Source organism: Candidatus Acidiferrales bacterium, assembly GCA_036514995.1.
Lineage (GTDB): Bacteria > Acidobacteriota > Terriglobia > Acidiferrales > DATBWB01 > DATBWB01.
In genome coordinates this window covers 1-20,323 of the sequence record DATBWB010000013.1, presented here as the reverse complement: position 1 = coordinate 20,323, position 20,323 = coordinate 1, and the positions used below count along the sequence as shown (strand labels likewise).

Sequence of the window (20,323 nt, the reverse complement as noted above, 5' to 3'; positions counted from 1 at the left end):
GCCGACCAAGGAGAACCATCGCGCCTCAGCCGCGCAGTCCCGCGTCCACCGCCTCGAACAACGCATGTAGGGGCGAGCTTCAGCTCGCCCTAGTCTGCTAGGCGCGTAATCCCGCTTCCACAGCATCGAAGAAGGCGTTAAGTTCAGTGGGCTGGGTGAAGATGTGCGTGGCGATGCGGATGCGCTCCGCGCCGCCGGCGATGCGGATGTTGCGCGCGGCACATTCATCAGCAACACGTTTCAGATCGCCCGTAACCGGCTCGAAGCTCACCAACCCGCCGTAAAACTCCTCCTTGCTGGCGTTGGCCGACCGTAGTTGAGGACGGCTCGCGATGCGGTCGCGCACGCGAGTTGCGTTCTCGTGGATGCGGGCGTAGATGCGTTCGGGGCCGATCGTGTGGAAGAAGTCGAGCGCGGCTTTGAGACCAACCATCACGGAAAGGTTCGACGTGCCGAGGTTGGAGAAGCGGTAGGCCTTCAGCTCATAGTTGCGCCAGTCGCCGGAGGCGATATTCACCCATAGGCGCTCTTGCAACTCCTCGCGGATGTAGAGCGCGCCGGTGCCCTTGGGTGCCATGAGCCACTTGTGCGGGCTCGAGGCATAGAAGTCGCAGCCGAGGTCGTGCAAATCGAGCGGGATCTGCCCGATGGCGTGCGCGCCGTCCACGTGCGTCAGGATGCCGCGCTCGCGCGCGAGCTGGCAGATCTCTTTCGCCGGCAGGATTACGCCGGTGACGGTGGTGATGTGGCTGAACATGATGATCCGCGTGCGCGGCGTGATGGCGCGGCGAAAGAGCTCGACAATTTGCTCCTTCGAGGCCGGCGGCTTGGGCAGCGTCACGTAGTTGAGCTTGATGCCGTAGCGCGCCGCCTTTTGCTCCCAGCAGCACCGCCCGCCGGGGTGCTCCTGGTCGGTAAGCAGGGCTTCGTCGCCAGGCTTCATATCCAGGCCGTTGCAGACGACGTTGTTGGCTTCGGTGGCATTGCGCACCAGCGCCAGCTCGTCGCGTTTGACGCGGAGGAAGGCGGCCAGGGCGTCGCGCAGTTCGCGCAGGCGCGTGTTCTCCTCGTACCCGAACCAGGGCAGAGCGGGCTCGCGGAACGATTCGGCGTAGAGGATGTGGTCAATCATCGCGCGCAGCACCGGCAGCGGCGTGCAGCCTACCGAGCCGCAGTTCAGGTTGATGCGGTCGGCGGCGAGCAGCCACTGCCGACGCAACTCGGCCCAGTAGCCCTCGGGGTCGCTCGCATAGAGTTCGCGCGGCGGCAAGGGTGGGACTTCATGGCCGAAGAGTTGTTCAGCGCGCGCCAGTGGAATACCGAACAGAGCCGTGGCAACGGCCGCTCGCTGGAGGAATTCTCTTCGACGAAGCATGGGTAGCCTCCGGGCGCGGCAATCCGGCGAAGTCTAACAGAAATGAAACGCCGCAGGTACCAGGAGAAGGTCCGTAACTGGATCCCTGCCGCGAGCATTTTCGCGCTTGGCGGTAGGAAGCACGGCGATGCGTTCGCCTGCTGCCACCGGGGAGTCGAGGCGAAGGGGAACTCGATCAGGAAAGGGAGCACGCCGGTGGGGCCTTGTCGCGGTCTTCTTCGAAAATGCGCTCGAGCGAGCGGCCGGACAGGGCCGAATCGGGCTTCGTCTCGGTGATCTCCGAGCCGCGGTCGGCAAAGGCGTCGCGGTCCTTGATCAGCAGCCAGTTCTTTGTCCCTCGGCCGCGCATCAAGATGAGCGCAAACTGGCCGCGCAGTTTTTTTCCGTGAAGAATGACCTTGAGCGCCCCGGCCTTGAGAGCCGACGGAGGATCGGCCGGAGCGTTGGGCTTTGGCTCCCGAACGAACTCGAACGTTCCCTGGTCCCAGACCATGACCGGCCCGGCCCCATACTGCCCTTCCGGGATGACGCCCTCGAAATCGCCGTACTTGAGCGGGTGATCCTCCACCTGCATGGCCAGTCGCTTGTTGGCCGGGTTCAAGGAAGGACCTTTGGGCACCGCCCAGGATTTGAGCGTGCCCTCAACCTCCAGGCGAAAGTCATAGTGCAGATTTCGCCCGCGATGTTTTTGCACCACAAATCGGGGAGTTGCCATAAAGTCGAGAGGCTGGAATCTGGAAACTGGAAGCTGGAAGTTCTAGCCTCAAGCCTCCAGGTTCCAGCTTCGAGGTCGGCTGCCGCGCTCGGCTTCCTTCCCTCTGCCCGTCACTTTTTGCCGATTTCTTTCCATCGTTGCTCGAGAGAGGCTTTAGTGAAAAGGTCGTCGGTGAGGCCGGTGTTGTACTTGCAGGCAGGGCCATCCGAAGAGGTATAGCGAGCTTCGTACCGCTTGATCCCATTCCGCGTGCGGGAGACGAAGTAAGGCGTCTGGATGCCATCCACCTTTTGATAGTTGCCCAGGGTGAGCACGAGCTCGATTCGCTCCCGCGTTTCTTCATCCCGGTCGGAATAAGCGACACGCACCGGCAAATGGGTGGCTTGCTCGGCGGTAAGGCGCAGCGCAAAACGGGTCGGAGTCGTGATCTCGACCGTCTCACAGAGCTTGTTATCCACCAGGTCGGTGCCCTCGTAGCGCAACCGCAGGCCTTCTTGACCGAGGCCGGCCCGGAGAATCGTGTTGAAGTCCTTGGCGAGCTCTTCATGGAAGCGCTTGACGCGCTCGGCAGACATTTCGGTGACGCCGCCGCGATCGAGTTCCCAGCCCTGCTGGCCGTTATTCATCTGGATGAGATTGCGCTTTTTCCCGAACTCGGTGCGCTCTTTATCCGGCTGTTTGACGTAGTCCACGAACTTGACAAACCCGGTCACCTCGCCCGAACGGCCAAACTGGGAGAAGGTGCCGGTGCAGGTCTGGTCCCGCCAGGTCTGATAAACCTTCCCGCCCAACGCTTCGATGATCTGCTCGACCACCTTCCTGGCCTTTAGCTCATTCTGGCTGGCCACGCCGGAGGTGGACTGGGCGGAGAGTGGCGCGACGAAAGAAAGCATCAGCGCGCAAACCCACACCGCGCGCTTCATCGCCTCCACCTCCATAATCAGAAAACAGAAATTAGAAAAGAGAAAATAGAAACAAGCATGCGCCCACGCACTACTTGCTGCCTTTTGTTTTCTCTTTTCTATTTTCTAGTTTCCATAACCCTGGATCGCCCGCGACCGCGATTATAACAGAGGCCGGGACAAACCCTGGAAAAGCCCATCAACCGGCCAGGACCGCTCCCCCGTTGACGTTGAGGACCTCTCCGGTAACAAAAGAGGCCAGATCCGAAGCCAGAAACGCGATGGCCCCGGCGATTTCTTCCGGCTTGGCGATGCGTCCCAGCGGGATGGTGGCCAGCACCTTGCGGCGCTCGGATGCCTTCTCCAGGGCCGGTCTCGCCATGTCGGTATCGACCCAACCCGGGGCGACGCAGTTGACTAAAATATTATGCGGGGCGAGCTCGGTCGAAAGCCCTCTCACCAGGCTGATGATGGCCCCCTTGGAAGCGCCGTAGTGGCTGTGAAGCGCCTCGCCGCGCTGCCCGGCGGTGGAACTGATGGCGATAATGCGGCCGCTTCTTTGCTCGATCATGGGCGGCACAGCGTAATGGATGACGCTATAGACGCCTTTCACGTTGATGCGCAGCATCTCATCCCACTGCTTCTCCGTCATCTGCTCGATCGGCAAATCTTCCGCGTTCCAGATGCCGGCGTTGGCCACCAGGATATCAACGCGGCCAAAGCGTTTGACCGCCGATTCGACAAGGGATTTGGCGTCGCGCATCCGGCTCACTTCCGCCTTGACGCCGGCGACCTGCGTGCCGTGCTTCTGGGCCGCCCGCTCCACCTCCCGAGCTGCCTCGCGGCTGCGATAGTAGTTGAAAACGACGTCGGCGCCGGCCTCGGCAAACATCTTCACCGTGGCCGCGCCGATACCCCGCGAACCGCCGGTAATGACTGCTGACTTTCCTTGAAGAGAAATCATTCAGCCCCCGAAAAGAACGAAACTCGAAAATCGAAACTCGGACGAAAACAGAAAAGTGAAAAGAGAAAATAGAAACCGACCGCCTAAGACCTACCACCTATCACCTGCCACCTGCGCCCTAGCCCCTGACCCCCGCAAACGCGGCGCGCGCAGCGGCGATCAGGTCGCGGAACAACGCCTCGGACAACCCATCGTCTTTCATGCGTTCCGGGTGCCATTGCACGCCCATGACCCACTGGTCTTTTCCTGTGAATTCCACCGCTTCCACTACGCCATCCGGCGCACGCGCCACGACGCGCAAGTCGCTTCCCGGCCGGTGCACCGACTGATGGTGCGAACTGTTTACGCGCGCTTCGGTTCCGCCGGCGAGCAGAACCAACCGCGTCCCGGCTTCGATGCCGACGGGATGAAACGGTTCCGGCGCGCCGGATGCGCGGCCACGCCAGTCGTGCGTGATCTCCGAGGCGAGCTCGCTCGGGATGTCTTGCACGAGGCTCCCGCCGAGATAGACGTTCAGAAGCTGTACGCCGTAGCAGATCGCCAGCACGGGCTTGTTCGCGGCAAAGGCGGCGTCGAGCAGCGTGAAATCGGTCTGCTCGCGCTGCGGGTCGGGATCGCCTGAGCGCGGGTGGCGCGGAGCGCCGTAGCGCTTGGGATCAACGTCAGCAGGGCTGCCGGGCAGCACGATACCATCGAGCGTGCGAGCCAGCTCCCCCAGGCGCGGTCTTGAAAGTACGAGCGAGATTTCGACAGGTTCTCCGCCCGCCTCTCTTAGCGCGCGTAGGTAATTATCGTAGGCGTCGCGCCTGTTCTCCGCCTCTTCCTTTACGCTGCGATACGGCACGCCAATACGCGGTATTTGCTGTGCTTTCCCAGACATCGAGTTTGCCATCCTAACATCGCCTTCAAGGTGCGGCAACCCGCGTGCCATCGAGTGCGGGAGCTTTCTCCCGCTTTTTCTTGATGTGGCAGCTCGCCGCCGCTCTCCAAACCGGATGCGGCGTTGGCAAATTCAGGAGGAGGGTTCGTCGAAGGCACACGCAATGGCGCCTCCAACTTGGCTGATTCAGTGGCTCGAGCGGCCTCGCCGCGCAGCCAGGGTCGCGGCTATCACCTCGCGCACTTGCTGTGCCAGTCGTTCACTATCCTTCGTCCTCATGCCCTCAGTGGGGATGGGCGGGTGGATGATCATCTCGACGCGAGCCGGATGGATATGCCAGGAGTGGGGTGCGAGCGCTGCCCGCGTGCCGACGATGGCCACCGGCACCGCCGGCACCCCGGCACGGATGGCCAGGAGAAACGTACCGGCTCGGAACTCTTGGAGCGGCCCCGGGATGCTCCGGCCGCCCTCAGGGAAGACCACCACTGGCGTTCCGGCACGGATATGCTCCGCCGCCTCGAGCAAACTGCGGGCGGCGCGGCGGACATTGTCACGCGCAATCGGCATATGCCCGGCGCGCTTCAGGTGCCAACCGAGAAAGGGTATACGGAAGAGCGATGCCTTGGCCATGATGCGGAATTTAACCGGTAGATACCCGAACAGCAGCGTGGTATCGAGGTAGCTCTGATGGTTGGCGCAATAGACGTAAGTTGCCTGCGTGTCCACGTGCTCGAGCCCGCTCACCCGAACCCGCACCAGGCTGGTCGTCATGATGAGCCGCGCCCAGAGGCGGGCGCAGGCATGCTGCAAGTTTCCCCGGCGGTCAAACGGCGACACCAGGAGCGAGATCGTCCCCATCACGATCGTATAGAGGTAGATGAGGGGGATGGTGACGACGAGCGAGCGGAGGTAGCTCAACCCGTCCAGAAATTTCTTCATGTGTTCCCGGTTCTCCGCCGCGCCCCACCGCGGCGGGCTTCCGTCTGGGCGAGCCCGCCAGCCTCCATCCAGTGGCGGCGGATGTCCCCGACAAGATACAACGAACCGGTAACAAAAACGACATCCTCCGGAGACGCCAGCGCCCGGGCGCGGTCGAGCGCCTTGAGCGGCTGAGGCTCGACAAAGACGCGGCCATTGAAATGGCGGGCCATGGCAGCCAGCGCCTCAGCGCTGGCGGCGCGGGGCTGGCTGGGCGCAGTCAGCGTAACCGTCGCGGCGAGCGGCAAAAGGAGTTCCATGATCTCCTCCACCGCCTTGTCCTGCATGGCGCCATAGACGAGATGAATCTTTTTTCGGCCCAGTTGCTCGCGCCAGAACGCCGCCACCTCACGCGCCCCGGCGGGATTGTGCGCCCCGTCCAAATAGACCGGCGGCCGAGCCTGCCCTGAGTCCGCCGCGGCGGACGAATCGGCCTTCTCGCCCTCGCCCGACTCGGGCTCGCCGGCTCGAGGCCACTCCAGGCGCTCCAACCGCCCGGGCCAGCGAACGCAAGCCAGCCCCTGAGCGATGTGTGCATCCGTGACGGGCACGCCTTGTTGGGCAAGTAGCCGCGCCGCCGCTGCCGCCAGAAGCGCATTCTGAACCTGGAAGCGGCCGGCAAGACCAAGCGACCAACGTGCCGCGAAACCATCTCGCGCACGAACCTCAAAGCGATACCGCCCATGCTCCGCCGAAGCCTTGCTCACCTGGTATTCGCGCTCGACATCGATCACCGGGGCGCCCACACGAGCGGCCCGCGCCTCGATCACCCGGGTCGCTTCCTCGCGGCCGGTCGCGCAAACCACCGGCACGCCCGCCTTCACAATGCCCGCTTTCTCACCGGCAATCTGCTCAATCGAGTGGCCCAGATAGGCTTCGTGGTCAAAATCAATTTGAGTGATGACGCAGACGACAGGGGAAACAATGTTCGTCGCATCCAGCCGCCCGCCCATGCCGACCTCGAAGACGGCGAAGCCCACGCGCTCGCGGGCGAAAACGTCAAAGGCCATCGCGGTGAGGAATTCGAAGTAGGTGGGATGTGCCCTGAGCGCGCCGGTGGCCATGAGCCGCTCGATTGTTTCGCGGACGCGTTCGAAAGCCAGAGCAAACTCCTCATCCGGAATTTCCTCACCCGCTACACGGATCCGCTCATTGATGCGAACGAGATGGGGCGAAGTGTAAAGCCCGACGCGCAAACCCACCTGGCGCAGGATGGAATCGAGCATGGCCGCCACCGAACCTTTGCCGTTCGTCCCGGCGATGTGGGCCGAGGGATAAGCCCGATGCGGCCGGCCGAGCGCTTCGGCGAGCGCCGCAATATTCTCGAGGTCGAACTTGACCCCGCGCATTTCGCGGCCAAGCGAGAGCAGATAGCGGACAGCGTCCTCGTAGTTCATGCCGACATTTCAGGAGATCCACCGGGACCCGGGACTCGCGAAAACACGATGCGGTGATCTATTCCAAAAAGAAATTGAGCGCGTTCGCGATGTAGCCCTTCAGATCCTTGCGGTGGACGATGGCGTCGAGAAAGCCGTGCTGGAGCAGGAACTCGGCGCGCTGGAAGCCTTCCGGCAATTTCTGGCGGATGGTCTGCTCGATGACGCGCGGCCCGGCAAAGCCGATCAGCGCGCCCGGCTCGGCGATGTTCAGATCGCCCAGCATGGCATAGCTGGCGGTGACGCCGCCGGTGGTAGGGTCGGCAAGCACGGAGATATAAGGGACGCGCGCCTGGTCGAGCCGCGCCAGGGCGGCGCTGATCTTGAGCATTTGCATCAGGCTGACCGCGCCCTCCATCATCCGCGCCCCGCCGGAACACGAGACGATCACGAGCGGCAGCTTTTGATCCGTTGAACGCTCGATGGCTCTGGTGATCTTTTCGCCGACCACGCAGCCCATCGAGCCGCCAATAAACTGGTATTCCATCGAACAGAGCACAATGGGCCGTCCGGCCAATTTCCCTTCGGCGATGATCACGGCATCCTTGAGTCCAGTCTGTTTCTCCGCCGTAGCCAGCCGCTCAACATACCGGCGGGTATCCACAAATTGGAGCGGGTCGGTCGAGACCAGCCCGCGGTCGTGCTCCGTCCATTGGCCGTCATCGAGGAGCACTTCCAGCCGTCGCGTGGCATTGATCCGGAAATGATAGTGGCACTTCGGGCAGACGTTCAGGTTGGCTTCGAGATCCTTTTTCCAGACAATCTGCTTGCAGCCGTCGCACTTCTGCCACATTCCCTCGGTGCGAATCCGGCGGTCTTCGGCCGCCGCCGGCTGCTCGAGGCCCTTTTTCTCTCGCTTGAACCAAGCCATGGTTCGTGATCGGTGATCCGCGACCCGTGCGCTCCCATGTTCCGTTTGGTTTTTGCGGGACACGGGCCACGGTTCGCGGGCCACGAATCTCAGTAGTCTATGCCGCGCTGCGCCTCGATGCCTTTCTGGTACGGGTGCTTTACCTCGCGCATCTCGGTGACCAGATCGGCCATCTCGACGATTTTGGGATGCGCGTTCCGGCCGGTCAGAATCACGTGCACCATCTCCGGCTTCTGCCGGAGCGCTTCCACCACGCGGTCAGGATCCAGCATCTTGTAGCTGATCGCGTAGTTGATCTCGTCCAGAATCACCAAATCATACTCCGAAGAACGCATTTTCTCGCTCGAAAACTCCCACGCCTGTTCCACCAGCCGCACATCTTCCGGGTCAGGCTTCCCCGCGCCGACCTTGACGAATCCCCGGCCCATCGGCAGAAGCTTGATCTTGTCCTCGCCCAGCATCTTCGCGGAATCCAGCTCGCCATAATGCCACGAGCCTTTGATGAACTGCACCATGAGCACTTTCAGACCCTGTCCCACGGCGCGAAAGGCCGCGCCGAGCGAGGCAGTCGTCTTGCCTTTCCCCGGGCCGGTATAAACGATGATCAATCCTTTTTTCTTTTCATCCATCTAACATTCCCAGTATCCCCCAGGCAGGTGCCTGGGGCTCGGCGGGTAATGGGCGCGTCTCACTTGGCATAGGGATGCCCGCGCAAGCTCGTGACGGCGCGGTAGATCTGTTCGAGCAGCACGACCCGCGCCAGCTCATGGGCCATCGTCATGCGGGAAAGGGAAATCTTGCTGTCGCTCTGCCGGCGCCACGATTCCGGAAAGCCGGCGGCATCGCCGCACGCGAAGACAATTTCCTGGGTGCCACGCTCGCGCAGTCCCTTGAGCCATCGGGCAAACTCCTGGCTGTCCCATTCGCGGCCGGCGGCATCGAGCAGGACGATGTGGCTCCGAGACTCTTTCGTGATGCCGTTCCGGGCGGCCACGGCTGGCCGGACCTCGGTCACCTCAATCGGACAGAGGGGCAGAATCCGACGAACATAAAAATCCAACAGCGCGCGCAGTTCCGGCGCCCGCGTCTTCCCCAGCATGAGCAGCCGAATCTTCATCCCGGACCTACTCCGCGATCTCGGTGCGCTTGGAGGCACGCCAGAGCCGCTCAAGGTCGTAGAAGAGCCGGGCGCGCTCGGTGAAGATGTGCACGATGAAGTCGCGATAGTCCATCAAAACCCACTCGGCCAGCGCCCGGCCCTCAATTTGCGCCGGATTCCATCCCCCCTGGCCAAGTCGCTGCTCCACGGCATCGCTGATGGCCTGCACCTGGCGGTTGCTGGTGCCGCTGCAGATCAAGAAATAATCGGTGAAGGAAGCAACTCCGTGGAGATCGAGCACGGTCACCTTTTCCGCTTTTTTCTCCTGGGCCGCGGCAATGGCCCAGCCGAGCACTGGCGGAAGAGTATCACGGGCTCGATTCACTATCGGTATAACTTCCGCTGACGAATATACTCCTCAACCACTCGCGGCACCATCCCGCGCAAAGAAAGGCCCCGGGCAGCGCGCTGGCGAATGGTGGTCGAAGAGACCGGCACCTCGACGCCCCGCAGCAGATAGATCGCTGTCCGCCGGAGAGCGATCCAGCCGCGCGCTCGACCCGATCCTGTCCGGGCCGCGCCCCCGGAGCCGCTCCGCCGGCCGAGTAACCCTCGGGGAACCACCCGCCGCAGCCGCTTGAGGCTGTACCCGGGACGGTTGACCACAATGAAATCGCACGCCTCGAGTAATTTCTCCCAATCCTTCCACGTCGGAAGCTCCTCAAACGAATCGGCGCCCAAAAGGAAATACAATTTCACCCGCTGGCCAAACCGGTGGCGAGCCCGCTCGACCGTCTCGAGCGTATAGTAAGGCCGCCGCCGCTTGATATCGGCCTCCAGCCGCGAAGCCATCAGGGTGGGGTAGCCGGCACAGGCGAGCACGACCATGGCATAACGATCGGCCAAGGGCGCCATCTCCCGCGCCGCCTTGTGGGGCGGCCGGGCCGAGGGCACAAAATGAACCTCACTCAGGCCAAACTCGCGGCATGCTGCCCGCGCGGCCGCCAGGTGCCCGCTGTGGATCGGATCAAACGTGCCGCCAAACAGTCCAATCGCTCGCTCGCTCATAGGGACTGACGGGCTTAAGTCCGGCGCTCCCTAAGCCGGAGGTTGCTCCACCGGCTCGGCCGCCCGCGATTCGCGCTTGATGCGCTCGACGGTTTGCGCCATCGCCCGGCGCAACCCATCCACTCCTTCACCCGTCTGAGAAGAGATGGCGAAGAAAACGTGACTCTGCTCCTCGCAGAAAGCTCTTAGCTTTTCAAGGCGCGAGCGGTCGCTCATCGCGTCCACCCGCGAACCCACCACAATCTGTTCCCGCCGCGCCAGTTCCGGGCTGAAAGAAGCCAGCTCGCCCATCACCACGCTGAAATCGGCCACCGGGTCGCGACTCGAGAGATCGGCAAGGTCCACGAGATGCGCCAGGAGCCGGGTGCGCTCGATATGACGCAAAAAGCGTGTGCCCAGCCCGTGGCCGAGGTGCGCGCCCTCGATCAATCCGGGGATGTCCGCGATCACAAAGCTCGGAAAAGGATTCCCGTTCACCACTCCGAGGCACGGCTCGAGCGTCGTGAAGGGATAATCGGCAATTTTCGGCCGCGCCGCCGAAAGGCGCGAAATCAAGGTGGATTTGCCGACATTCGGAAAGCCGACCAGGCCGACGTCAGCCATCAGTTTCAGTTCGAGGCGCAACCGGCGCTCCTCGCCCGGATGCCCATCCTCATGCTCTCTCGGTGCCCGATGCGTCGAAGAGGCAAAACGGGCGTTACCGCGCCCCCCCCGGCCGCCATGTACAAGGATAAACGAATGTGCAGCCGCAGCGAAGTCAAACAAGAGTTCGCTCGACTCGTCATCGAAAACGAGAGTGCCCACCGGCACCAGCAATTCGAGGTCGGCGCCGTTGGCGCCGTGCCGGTTCGAGCCTTCCCCATGCCTCCCCCGCTGGGCGCGAAACTCGCGGTTGAAACGATAGCGCAACAGCGTGCTCTCGTGCTCCGAACTCACCATGACGATGCTGCCGCCGTTGCCTCCATCTCCGCCCGAAGGCCCGCCGCGCGGGACGAACTTCTCCCGCCGGAAGGCAAGGCAGCCGTTGCCGCCATCGCCCGCCTTTACGTAGATTTTGGCTTCATCAACGAACACTGGCGCTTGTCTCGAAAAGAAGCATACGACAGGGCTGGCTGGAAATACAAAGGCGTCCCGATAGGTTTCGGGACGCCGGGAAGTTGGTGCAAAGCCTAATCAGCGCTGACGGTAGCCGGCTCTTGCGGCTGGCGGGCCTCGGCGGGCTTTGAAACCTCTTCCGCCGTCACGCTGATGTAGCGCCCGCTGCCGCCTTTGTCCTCAAAGCGCACAATGCCGGAAATTTTGGCAAACAGGGTGTCGTCCTTGCCCCGGCCGACGTTTCGCCCCGGGAAAAAGCGCGTGCCCCGCTGGCGCACCAGGATGGACCCGCCGGTGACAAACTGGCCGGCAAAACGCTTTACGCCGAGCCGCTGCCCGGGTGAATTTCGCCCGTTAACTGAACTGCCGCCGCCTTTTTTGTGAGCCATTTGAACCTCTAGACCTTGATCTCGCTGACCTGGACCGCGGTGTAATTCTGCCGATGCCCGCGCTGGATCTTGTACTGGTTGGTCCTCTTGTATTTGAGGACCACGATCTTTTTGTGCCGCCCTTGCTCGACAATCGTGCCGGTCACTTTCGCCTTGGCAGCCGCCGCCTTGCCGAGCAGTCTGTCGTCCTGCCGCACGGCCAGTACGTCGTCGAAGGTGACCTTCGCGCCGACATCGCCCGGGAGCGTCTCGACCTTGACGATCTCCCCCGGCGCTACCCGGTATTGCTTTCCACCAGTCCGAATGACGGCGTACATCGAGCCTCCTCTGCGATTGACAAACCATTTATTATAGAGGCTACGTCACTAACCCGTCAACGGCGGCGGGTGGCAAAAATCCCGATGACACGCATGCAACCTCTATGAAATCCGGACACATATCCTCATGTTTTTTCCTAGCACTGGTAGTGCTCGGTCTGGCTGTTCTTTCCGCCGCTGAGGAAAAGCCTAGAGAGCAACGTGCCAAGCTTCTCGCCCGCGCCGCTGAAATCTCGGACATTCGATCGCAAAGTGCACCACCTTTTCACTTGCGTGCTCGTTTTCGAGTCTTGGGGCCAGGCGACAAACCAGTTGATGGAACATACTTTCTCACCTGGAATTCGCCGACTCGTTGGCGAGAGGAAATCGCCCTACCGGGTTACAACCGGCTACGCGTCGGAGGAGAAGGCAAATTCTGGCAAAAACGTAGCGTAAGTTATGAGCCGGTGCGAATCCACCAATTAACCCGAATGCTCGACTTTGTGTCACGGCTCCACATCGGCCCGGAGGACATTCTGGGAAAAGCTCGGCAACGCAGGTGGAACGGAGGCCAGATGACCTGCATTGAAGTGAAGCCAAAGGCTTCGGCTGAACGGCAACTTTGCCTCGACGCCGCCACAGGCGCCTTAGTTCGCGAAGAGCACCCGCGTGGACAGATGGACGGGCAGAGTGAAATCAGAGCGCGAGAATACTCACAATTCCTGCCCTGGGCGGGCAAAACTTTCCCTCGAACGATGCGGGCCAGGGGAGCAAACAAAATCCTTGTGGAAGTCCGGGTGGACGAGATTGCTCCCGCCCCGAATCCTGATCCCTCGACTTTCGCCCCGCTAGCCGGCGCAGAGGAGTGGCCACGGTGCGAAAACCCCGAGCCCGCAGTTGTCGAGAAGCAGACGCTCCCTGGTTACCCGGAAAATGCCAAGCGGAACCGAATGATGGGAACAGTTTCGGTCTATGCCGTGATCGGCACCGATGGAGCATTGTCCCACTTGACCGTGGTCCGTTCAGCGGGGCCCGACTTCGACCGTGCCACACTCGAGGCCGTTCGGGGCTGGCGGTACCGACCGATGACTTGCAATGCCCAGCCACTGCCAACTGAGACAATTATCGACGTAGCGTACTCACTGGCATGGTAGCCCTCATGCCCGGGGATGGGTCTTGTCATAAACCTGCATCAATTGTTCGATGGAAACCTGGGTGTATTTCTGCGTTGTGGAAAGCGAACGATGGCCGAGGAGCTCCTGGATGGCGCGTAGGTCGGCCCCATCCGCCAGGAGATGAGTCGCAAAAGCGTGGCGCAGCGCGTGCGGATGTAAGTCCCAGGTCACGTTGGCCAGGAGCGAGTACTTCTTGACGAGCCGGCCTACGGAGCGCGCCGTCAGGCGGTGGCCGGCGTAATTCAAAAAAACAGCTTCCGCGTTCACCGAATGCAAAGGCCTCTCGCGGCGGACGCTCGGGGTAAACCGCTCGCCCCGACCCAATCGGGGCTGCCGGCTTCCCGGCGGGAGGCCGGCAGCGCCGGGGTGTTGGCATTCGGCAAGGAGTTTTTGGCGCACGGGCCAGTAGGCTTCGAGCGCTGCCTTGGCCTTGGACCCGTAAGGCACCAGCCGCTCCTTGCGGCCTTTCCCGCGCACTCGCAGCATCTGCTCGCGCTCGTCAATGTCCTTGAGGTCGAGCCCGACGAGCTCGCTCACTCGCAGCCCTGAGGCATAAAGCAACTCCAGGATGGCGCGGTCACGCTTGAGGAGAGGCACGTCTGGAGTCGCTGTCGCTCGCCGCGATCGGGTCGGGGCCGATGCACCGCCAAGTTGGGCAGCCGCGGGTACTTGCTCTGATCCTATCGGGGCTTGCCCGATGCTATCGAGAAAGCGATTGATCTCTTCCGCCGTGCGCACGGTCGGAATGTGCTTGGGCAACCTGGGCGAGCGGATCAGGCGCGCCGGACTTTCTTTGAGCACTCCTTCGCGGACGCAATGTTCGAAAAGCGAACGGAGCGCCGACAGCTTCCTGGTGATCGAGGTTTTCTGAAGGTGCTGGTCGTAAAGATGGCCCAGGTATTCGCGGATGAGGTGGTGGTCGAACTGCTCGAGAGCCGGTACGCTTGCCCCGAATCGATCGGGGCGGGCGGCCCGAGACCGACCCTTCCCAGCCTCACCCGGCACCTTCAGGTAGCCTAGAAACTGCTCCAAATCGCTCTCATAATTCCGCAGCGTATGCGGCGAGGCATTCTTCTTGCGAAGGTAGTCGAGAAATCTGGCAATGGCGCTAGCTAGTTCCATTCGTCAGGTCCGTTTCGTCATGTCCTCCCGCGGCGAACCCTCGCGGTGAACCGCAGCCGACCCGGGGACAAGTTGGCTATCTCGTCGGGGCGTCCCGACTGGCTCGAGCCCGATTTGCTCGAGCCATGGCGCGAATGCCGCCAGGGCGCGTTCGCACTGGCGGTGGTGGCGCCGCTTGCGGTCGCCCCCCGGCCCGCCGTCGAGCGGTGGCAGCAGATCAAAAGCAATGTTCGCCGGCTGATAATGAGCCGGGTCAGAATGAGAAATGTAGTGCACCAGCGAGCCCATGGCGGTTTCCCGCGGCGGAGGGATCAACGGCAACCCCCGCGCCAGCCTTGAACCAGTACGGTTCAGGGCCAGCCGTGCAGCGTGCACGCCCGCCATCCACCCGGTGGCAAAAGCTTCCACGTAGCCCTCGGTGCCGCAAAGCTGTCCCGCCAAAAAGATATTCGGCCGGGGGCGCAACTGGAGCGTTTCCGCGAGCAAGGCCGGAGCGTTGACGTAAGTATTGCGGTGGATCTGGCCAAAGCGCAAGAACTCGGCCTGTTCGAGCCCGGGAATCATACGCAAGATGCGCTTCTGCTCGCTGAACTTCAGATGGTTCTGGAATCCGACCACGTTATAGCTATCGGCGCGAAGATTTTCCTGACGCAGTTGCACGACCGCGCAGGCCCGTCGCCCTGACCGCGGGTCAGCCAGCCCGACCGGTTTCATGGGACCAAAGCGCAACGTCTCCCGGCCCCTCCGGGCCAGTTCCTCAAGCGGCAGGCACGCTTCAAAGTAAGCGGCGTCTTCAAACGCGTGGCGCTCGACTTCCTCCGCGGCCAGGATCGCATCGAGGAAACGGTCATATTCTTCGCGGGTCATCGGGCAGTTGAGATAATCGCCGTCGGCGTCCGTCGTGGCCGGGCCGCTTTTTCCATAGCGCGAGCCGCGGAACACCTTGGACATATCAATTGTGCTCGCGTCCACGATGGGGCTGATGGCGTCGTAGAAATAGAGATGGTTGGTGCCGGCGAGGCGAGCGAGATCGCTGGCCAGCGCTTCCGAGGTGAGCGGCCCGGTCGAAAGAATCACGATGCCTTCCTCGGGGATGCGCTCGAGTGGTTCGCGCCGAAGCTCAATACGCGGGTTTTCTTCAATCGCCCTCGTCACGCGGGCGGCAAAGATTTCTCGATCCACCGCCAGGGCGGCGCCCGCCGGAACGGCCGAGCCATCGGCGATTTGCATCAAAAGCGAGCCCGCCCGCCGCAACTCTTCCTTGAGCAGCCAGGAAGCGCTGCCCGGCTCATTGGATTTCAAAGAGTTCGAGCAGACGAGTTCAGCGAGATGCTGGCTGCGATGCGCCGGCGTGGTTCGCCCCGGACGCATTTCATAGAGCGTGACCTCTCGGCCCGCCCGAGCCAACTGCCAGGCGGCTTCACTCCCGGCCAGGCCGCCACCTACAACCGTGATCCGCGAACCATCCCTCATGGGTCTGTCCGATCTCTCGCCCTGAACCGGATGGTTCAGGGCTTACCCGTGATAGCATTATAGGCCAATTCACGGAATTATCAGACGCGTTCCGGAAGGAGGCTCACGATGATTCCGGCTACGACGCGGGTCTTTTTCCCTTACTGGTTGCTCGGGCTGGCGCAAGCCGCTCATAGCATGGAGGAGACGCGCAACCGGCTCTATGACGTCGGCTTCTGGACGGTCACCGGAATTTTTCACCAATACGCAGCATGGTTTCCGCAGTTCAGTATGGACGTGGATACCTTCGTCACACTGAACATGTTCTTCATCGCGCTGATTCTTGGGACCAGCCCGCTGGTTTGGGCGGGAGCGCGATGGGCGCTATGGTTTGCCGGATTGCTGGGGGTCATTGAGACGCTGAACGGGATCGCTCACCTTTCGGCAGCCGTCTATTTCGGCGGCTACTGGCCGGGCGCGTTCACCGCGCCGTTTTTGTTGTGTCTTGGCATTTGGCTTCTGGCGCGACTGCGGCGGGAAGGCGTCCTGCGGTAGAAACGCGAAGAGATGCCGAGTCTGCTTGGAAGCTGTTTCACACCCGGTTGGTGGTAGGAAGCAGAGGAGGCAGAGGAGAAAGCAGTCCTAAAGTTTGGCGGGCGTGGGAACGGCAGCCTCGGTAGCAGGCGGCGGTGCGATCAGGATGCGGTAAGTACATTCCTTCTTGGCGCAAAAGTGGGCAATTTCCCCTTTGACCTTCCGTTCCAGCAGAAACGGAGCTTTGCAGTCCGGACAGCTCTCCGGGATCGGCCGGTCCCCAACCGTGTAGTCGCAATCCGGATACCGATCGCAGCCGTAGAAAATGCGCCGGCGGCCTTTACGGGCGCGTTTTTCGCAGAGCTGCCCCTGGCCGCACTTGGGGCAGGCAATGCCGAGCGATTTTGGCTTGGTGAATTTGCATTTCGGATAATTCGCGCAGGCGATGAACTCGCCATAACGGCCGTATTTCATCACCAGTTGCCCGCCATCGCTGGGGCACTTCTCATCCAGGAAGACCGACTCGCGTCTCGCGCCCTTTCCGCGCTGGAGCCGCCGGGTGGTTTTGCACTCGGGATAGCCGGTGCAAGCCAGGAAGGCGCCAAAGCGGCCGCGCTTGATGGTCATGGGCCGGCCGCAGTTCTCGCAGTATTCCTCGCCGACCTCGCTTTCCAGTTCCTCTTCGGCCAGGTCGGAACCGAGGTCGCGGGTATGGGTGCACTCCGGGTAGCCCGAGCAGGCGAGGAAGAAACCATGCCGGCCCAAGCGCTCGAGCATGGGCTTCCCGCATTTTTCGCATTTATGGTCGGTCGGGATGCCGGCCTTGTAGTTCGCCATTTCATCGCCGGCGCGCTCCAGGTCTTTTTCAAAGCGCTCGTAGAATTCCCCGATCACCTCCCGCCAGCGCACCTTGCCCTCTTCGATCTCGTCGAGTTCCGCTTCCATGCGGGCGGTGTAGCCCACGTCAAAAATGTCCTCGAAGCTTTTCACCAGCAGGTCATTGACGATTTCACCGAGCTGAGTGGGGGCAAAGCGCCCCTCGTCCTTCCTGACGTACTCGCGCTCCTGGATGGTGGAAAGGATCATGGCGTAGGTGGAAGGCCGGCCGATACCCTTTTCCTCGAGCTCCTTGACGAGCGTGCCCTCGGAATAGCGCGGCGGCGGCTCGGTAAAGTGCTGCTCGGGCTTGAGCTGCTCGACCCGAAGCCGCTCCCCTTCGCTCACCACCGGCAACCGGTGCTTCATTTCCTCTTCGTCTTCGTCAATCTCCTTCTCGTCGTGACCCTCCTGATAGACCGCCAGGAAGCCGGGGAACTTGAGCACCGAGCCGGTCGCGCGGAAGAGATATTCGCCGGCGGTAACGTCCACCGAAGTCTGGTCGTAGAGAGCCGGCACCATCTGCGAGGCCACAAAGCGCTGCCAGATCAGCCGGTAGAGCAGGTACTCATCGCGTTCGAGGAAGGCCTTGACCGACTCCGGTGCGCGCTCGACGCCGCTCGGCCGAATCGCCTCATGCGCATCCTGAAGAGCCTTCTTGCTTTTGAAGACGTTCGGCTTCTCCGGCACAAAACCGCTGCCAAACTGGGAGGCGATGAATTCGCGGACGCTCGCCAGGGCCTCTTCGGACACGCGGGTTGAATCGGTGCGCATGTAGGTAATCAACCCGACCGAGCCCTCTTCGCCCATTTCGCGCCCTTCGTAGAGCCGCTGCGCCAGCGCCATGGTGCGCTTGGCGGTGAAGCGCAACTTGTTCCAGGCTTCCTGCTGGAGTTTGCTCGTCGTGAACGGTGGGGGAGCATAGCGGCGCTTTTCGCGGCGGGTGACCGAAGTGACGGCAAAGACGGCCTCCTCCAGCGCCGCCACAATCCGGCCGGCTTCTTCGCCGTTCGGGATCTCCAGGTCCTCACCGCGGAACTTGATCAGCTTGGCTTCAAAGATAGGCGGCTTACCGGCCTCAAGGAGGGCGTGGATGGTCCAGTATTCCTTCGGGACAAAGGCGCGGATGGCGCGCTCGCGCTCGACAACGAGCCGCAGGGCCACCGTTTGCACGCGTCCGGCGGAAAGCCCGCGGCGCACCTTGTCCCAGAGGAGCGGGCTGATCTGATACCCGACCAGGCGGTCCAACACCCGCCGCGCCTGCTGCGCTTCCACGAGGTTGTTGTTGATCTTCCCCGGCTTCTCAAAAGCCGCCAGAATCGCCCGCTGCGTAATCTCATTGAACAGCACCCGATGAACAGCCCGGCCGCTTCGTGTCCGCCCGTCGGAGAGAACCTCGGCTAGGTGGGCGCAAATCGCCTCGCCCTCGCGGTCAGGGTCAGCCGCCAGGTAGATGGCCGGGGCATGTTCCGCGGCCCGCCTCAGCTCAGTGATGACTTTTGTTTTTCCGGGAATGATCTGGTAAGTGGTGCGGAAATTCTTCTCGATGTCCACGCCGAGCTTGCCTTTGGGCAGATCCTTGACGTGGCCGAGCGAAGCCTTTACCACATAGCCGCGGCCCAAATACTTGTTGATGGTCTTCGCTTTGGCCGGTGACTCAACCACCACCAGGGATCGCCCCGCCCTGGCCACCGTTTTGGTAACTTCCTTTTTGGTTGCCCGTTTCGCCATGCTGCACTCGCCCGCCAGTACGAAGGCGGGCTAGCCGTGAAACACCCGGACAAAATACTTTCCCGGCATCTGCCGGATCAGTCCCTTCATTTCAAGCTCCAACAGCGTCGCCAGCACTTCCGAGGAATTCAAACCGGAAGCTTCCAGCAACTCGTCCACGTGCCTCGACTCGTCCGTTGAAAGGAGACCATACAGCGTTTTCTCCGCCATTGTCAAAGATTGCGCCCAGAGGGATGCCGATTCCGACACAGGAGTTGTTTCCACCGGCACCAGTTCGGCGCGGATTTCCGTCGGCAGCTCGTCCACGACGTCTTCCCACGTCGTCACCAGCTTCGCCCCCTGCTTGATCAAATGATTGGGCCCAAAGCTCGTCTTATTGGTGATATTTCCGGGGACGCCATACACTTCGCGATTTTGATCCATCGCCAGCCGCGCCGTAATGAGCGAGCCGGAATATTGCGCCGCCTCCACCACCACCGCGCCGAGCGAAAGCCCGCTGATGATCCGATTCCTTACCGGAAAATTCTCCGGCAAAGGTCCGGTTCCGATCGGAAATTCAGTGATGATGGCGCCGCGCTTTTCAATCGTCTCAAACATTCTTCGGTTCTCGCGCGGATAGATGACGTCAATGCCGGAGCCAAGCACGGCAATGGTTCGGCCCGTCGGGCAACGGAGCGCGCCGCGATGAGCGGCCGTATCTATCCCGCGAGCCAGCCCGCTGACAATCGTCAAGCCGTGCACGGCGAGGTCGCTCGCCAGTTGCTCGGCGACGCCGTTGCCGTAAGGCGTGGGATGCCGCGTCCCGACTACGGCGATGCTGTAGGTTTCGAGCACGCTCGCATCGCCGCGCAGGTAAAGCAAAAGCGGCGGGTCATAGATTTGTTTGAGCCGGGAAGGATATTCGGCGTCCTCCCACGCCAGCAACCGGCAGCCGAGTTGCTTGGCTTTGTTCCACTCAGCTTCGGCGTCGGCCATGGACTGGCGCGAGTGGATGGCCTGCGCCACTCGGGCCGGCACCCCGCAGGCTTCGAGCTCGGTGAGCGAGGCGGTAAAGATCGCCTCCGCCGTTTTGAAGCGCTCGACAAGCTTTTGAGCGTTGCGCGCGCCCAGGCCGGGCGCGAGCGCCAGCGCCAGCCAGCCGAGGTAGCGGTCAGGCTCCATCATTCGCGGCTGAGCCTACGCGGGGATTTGCAACATTGTCAAGACCGCTGAACTCTTGAGCGCCGTCGGATGTGCTATATTCGAAGCTTCGCATCTTCCCGGGCGGCCATTCGGTGGACGGGAGCTTGCATGCGAGGAGAGCTTGGCAAATCGCCTGCGTATTTCCGCCATTTCCTACCTGAACACGGCGCCCCTCGTTTGGGG

The 20,323-nt window shown here is 62.0% G+C and carries 21 protein-coding genes; 2 read left to right on the top strand and 19 right to left on the bottom strand.

Going from position 1 to position 20,323, the window contains the following annotated elements:
- Positions 1 to 97: 97 nt before the first annotated feature.
- From VIH17_00980 to rplU, 15 genes are all read right to left on the bottom strand, one after another.
- Positions 98 to 1,375, bottom strand: coding sequence for an aminotransferase class V-fold PLP-dependent enzyme (locus VIH17_00980; GenBank protein ID HEY4681807.1), 1,278 nt, complete (start codon positions 1,373 to 1,375; stop codon positions 98 to 100).
- Between the two features lie 175 nt (positions 1,376 to 1,550).
- Complete coding sequence (locus VIH17_00975; GenBank protein ID HEY4681806.1) at positions 1,551 to 2,090, bottom strand: DNA polymerase ligase N-terminal domain-containing protein; 540 nt, start codon at positions 2,088 to 2,090, stop codon at positions 1,551 to 1,553.
- Positions 2,091 to 2,200: 110 nt separating this feature from the next.
- Positions 2,201 to 3,013, bottom strand: a complete 813-nt coding sequence (locus tag VIH17_00970) for a sigma-E factor regulatory protein RseB domain-containing protein (GenBank protein ID HEY4681805.1) — start codon at positions 3,011 to 3,013, stop codon at positions 2,201 to 2,203.
- Positions 3,014 to 3,191: 178 nt separating this feature from the next.
- A complete protein-coding gene (locus VIH17_00965; GenBank protein ID HEY4681804.1) occupies positions 3,192 to 3,956 on the bottom strand; it encodes an SDR family NAD(P)-dependent oxidoreductase in 765 nt (254 codons plus the stop codon).
- A gap of 118 nt (positions 3,957 to 4,074) precedes the next feature.
- Complete coding sequence (locus tag VIH17_00960; GenBank protein ID HEY4681803.1) at positions 4,075 to 4,836, bottom strand: gamma-glutamyl-gamma-aminobutyrate hydrolase family protein; 762 nt, start codon at positions 4,834 to 4,836, stop codon at positions 4,075 to 4,077.
- Positions 4,837 to 5,022: 186 nt separating this feature from the next.
- Positions 5,023 to 5,775, bottom strand: a complete 753-nt coding sequence (locus VIH17_00955) for a lysophospholipid acyltransferase family protein (protein HEY4681802.1) — start codon at positions 5,773 to 5,775, stop codon at positions 5,023 to 5,025.
- Positions 5,772 to 7,211, bottom strand: coding sequence for a folylpolyglutamate synthase/dihydrofolate synthase family protein (locus VIH17_00950; protein ID HEY4681801.1), 1,440 nt, complete (start codon positions 7,209 to 7,211; stop codon positions 5,772 to 5,774). Before VIH17_00950 ends, VIH17_00955 begins: the two co-directional genes overlap by 4 nt.
- A 58-nt stretch (positions 7,212 to 7,269) precedes the next feature.
- Positions 7,270 to 8,121, bottom strand: coding sequence for an acetyl-CoA carboxylase, carboxyltransferase subunit beta (gene accD / locus VIH17_00945; protein ID HEY4681800.1), 852 nt, complete (start codon positions 8,119 to 8,121; stop codon positions 7,270 to 7,272).
- Between the two features lie 89 nt (positions 8,122 to 8,210).
- Positions 8,211 to 8,750: a cob(I)yrinic acid a,c-diamide adenosyltransferase gene (gene cobO, locus VIH17_00940; protein ID HEY4681799.1), complete on the bottom strand. Its 540-nt coding sequence runs from the start codon at positions 8,748 to 8,750 to the stop codon at positions 8,211 to 8,213.
- Between the two features lie 59 nt (positions 8,751 to 8,809).
- A complete protein-coding gene (locus VIH17_00935) occupies positions 8,810 to 9,238 on the bottom strand; it encodes a 23S rRNA (pseudouridine(1915)-N(3))-methyltransferase RlmH (GenBank protein ID HEY4681798.1) in 429 nt (142 codons plus the stop codon).
- 7 nt (positions 9,239 to 9,245) lie between these two features.
- A complete protein-coding gene (rsfS, locus tag VIH17_00930) occupies positions 9,246 to 9,605 on the bottom strand; it encodes a ribosome silencing factor (protein HEY4681797.1) in 360 nt (119 codons plus the stop codon).
- Positions 9,605 to 10,288, bottom strand: coding sequence for a nicotinate-nucleotide adenylyltransferase (nadD, locus tag VIH17_00925; GenBank protein ID HEY4681796.1), 684 nt, complete (start codon positions 10,286 to 10,288; stop codon positions 9,605 to 9,607). The genes rsfS and nadD overlap by 1 nt, the downstream gene beginning before the upstream one ends.
- Positions 10,289 to 10,318: 30 nt before the next feature.
- Positions 10,319 to 11,362, bottom strand: coding sequence for a GTPase ObgE (gene obgE / locus VIH17_00920; protein HEY4681795.1), 1,044 nt, complete (start codon positions 11,360 to 11,362; stop codon positions 10,319 to 10,321).
- A gap of 95 nt (positions 11,363 to 11,457) precedes the next feature.
- Positions 11,458 to 11,772 (bottom strand): 50S ribosomal protein L27, encoded by a 315-nt coding sequence (rpmA, locus tag VIH17_00915; GenBank protein HEY4681794.1) that lies wholly within the window; start codon positions 11,770 to 11,772, stop codon positions 11,458 to 11,460.
- 8 nt (positions 11,773 to 11,780) lie between these two features.
- The gene (gene rplU / locus VIH17_00910; GenBank protein HEY4681793.1) at positions 11,781 to 12,089 is read right to left on the bottom strand and encodes a 50S ribosomal protein L21; all 309 of its coding nucleotides are present in this window, start codon (positions 12,087 to 12,089) and stop codon (positions 11,781 to 11,783) included.
- Positions 12,090 to 12,643: 554 nt separating this feature from the next.
- Between rplU and VIH17_00905 the strand changes: the two genes are divergently transcribed.
- A complete protein-coding gene (locus VIH17_00905) occupies positions 12,644 to 13,222 on the top strand; it encodes an energy transducer TonB (GenBank protein HEY4681792.1) in 579 nt (192 codons plus the stop codon).
- Positions 13,223 to 13,225: 3 nt separating this feature from the next.
- Here the strand turns inward: VIH17_00905 and VIH17_00900 are convergent, their stop codons facing one another.
- Together VIH17_00900 and trmFO are read right to left on the bottom strand one after the other, a co-directional pair.
- Complete coding sequence (locus VIH17_00900; protein ID HEY4681791.1) at positions 13,226 to 14,365, bottom strand: tyrosine-type recombinase/integrase; 1,140 nt, start codon at positions 14,363 to 14,365, stop codon at positions 13,226 to 13,228.
- Between the two features lie 3 nt (positions 14,366 to 14,368).
- A complete protein-coding gene (trmFO, locus tag VIH17_00895; GenBank protein ID HEY4681790.1) occupies positions 14,369 to 15,838 on the bottom strand; it encodes a methylenetetrahydrofolate--tRNA-(uracil(54)-C(5))-methyltransferase (FADH(2)-oxidizing) TrmFO in 1,470 nt (489 codons plus the stop codon).
- 108 nt (positions 15,839 to 15,946) lie between these two features.
- Here trmFO and VIH17_00890 point away from each other — a divergent pair, with 108 nt between their 5' ends.
- Positions 15,947 to 16,372: an HXXEE domain-containing protein gene (locus tag VIH17_00890; GenBank protein ID HEY4681789.1), complete on the top strand. Its 426-nt coding sequence runs from the start codon at positions 15,947 to 15,949 to the stop codon at positions 16,370 to 16,372.
- 87 nt (positions 16,373 to 16,459) lie between these two features.
- Here the strand turns inward: VIH17_00890 and topA are convergent, their stop codons facing one another.
- Positions 16,460 to 18,958 (bottom strand): type I DNA topoisomerase, encoded by a 2,499-nt coding sequence (gene topA, locus VIH17_00885; GenBank protein HEY4681788.1) that lies wholly within the window; start codon positions 18,956 to 18,958, stop codon positions 16,460 to 16,462.
- 30 nt (positions 18,959 to 18,988) lie between these two features.
- The gene (dprA, locus tag VIH17_00880) at positions 18,989 to 20,122 is read right to left on the bottom strand and encodes a DNA-processing protein DprA (GenBank protein HEY4681787.1); all 1,134 of its coding nucleotides are present in this window, start codon (positions 20,120 to 20,122) and stop codon (positions 18,989 to 18,991) included.
- Between the last annotated feature and the right edge of the window lie 201 nt (positions 20,123 to 20,323).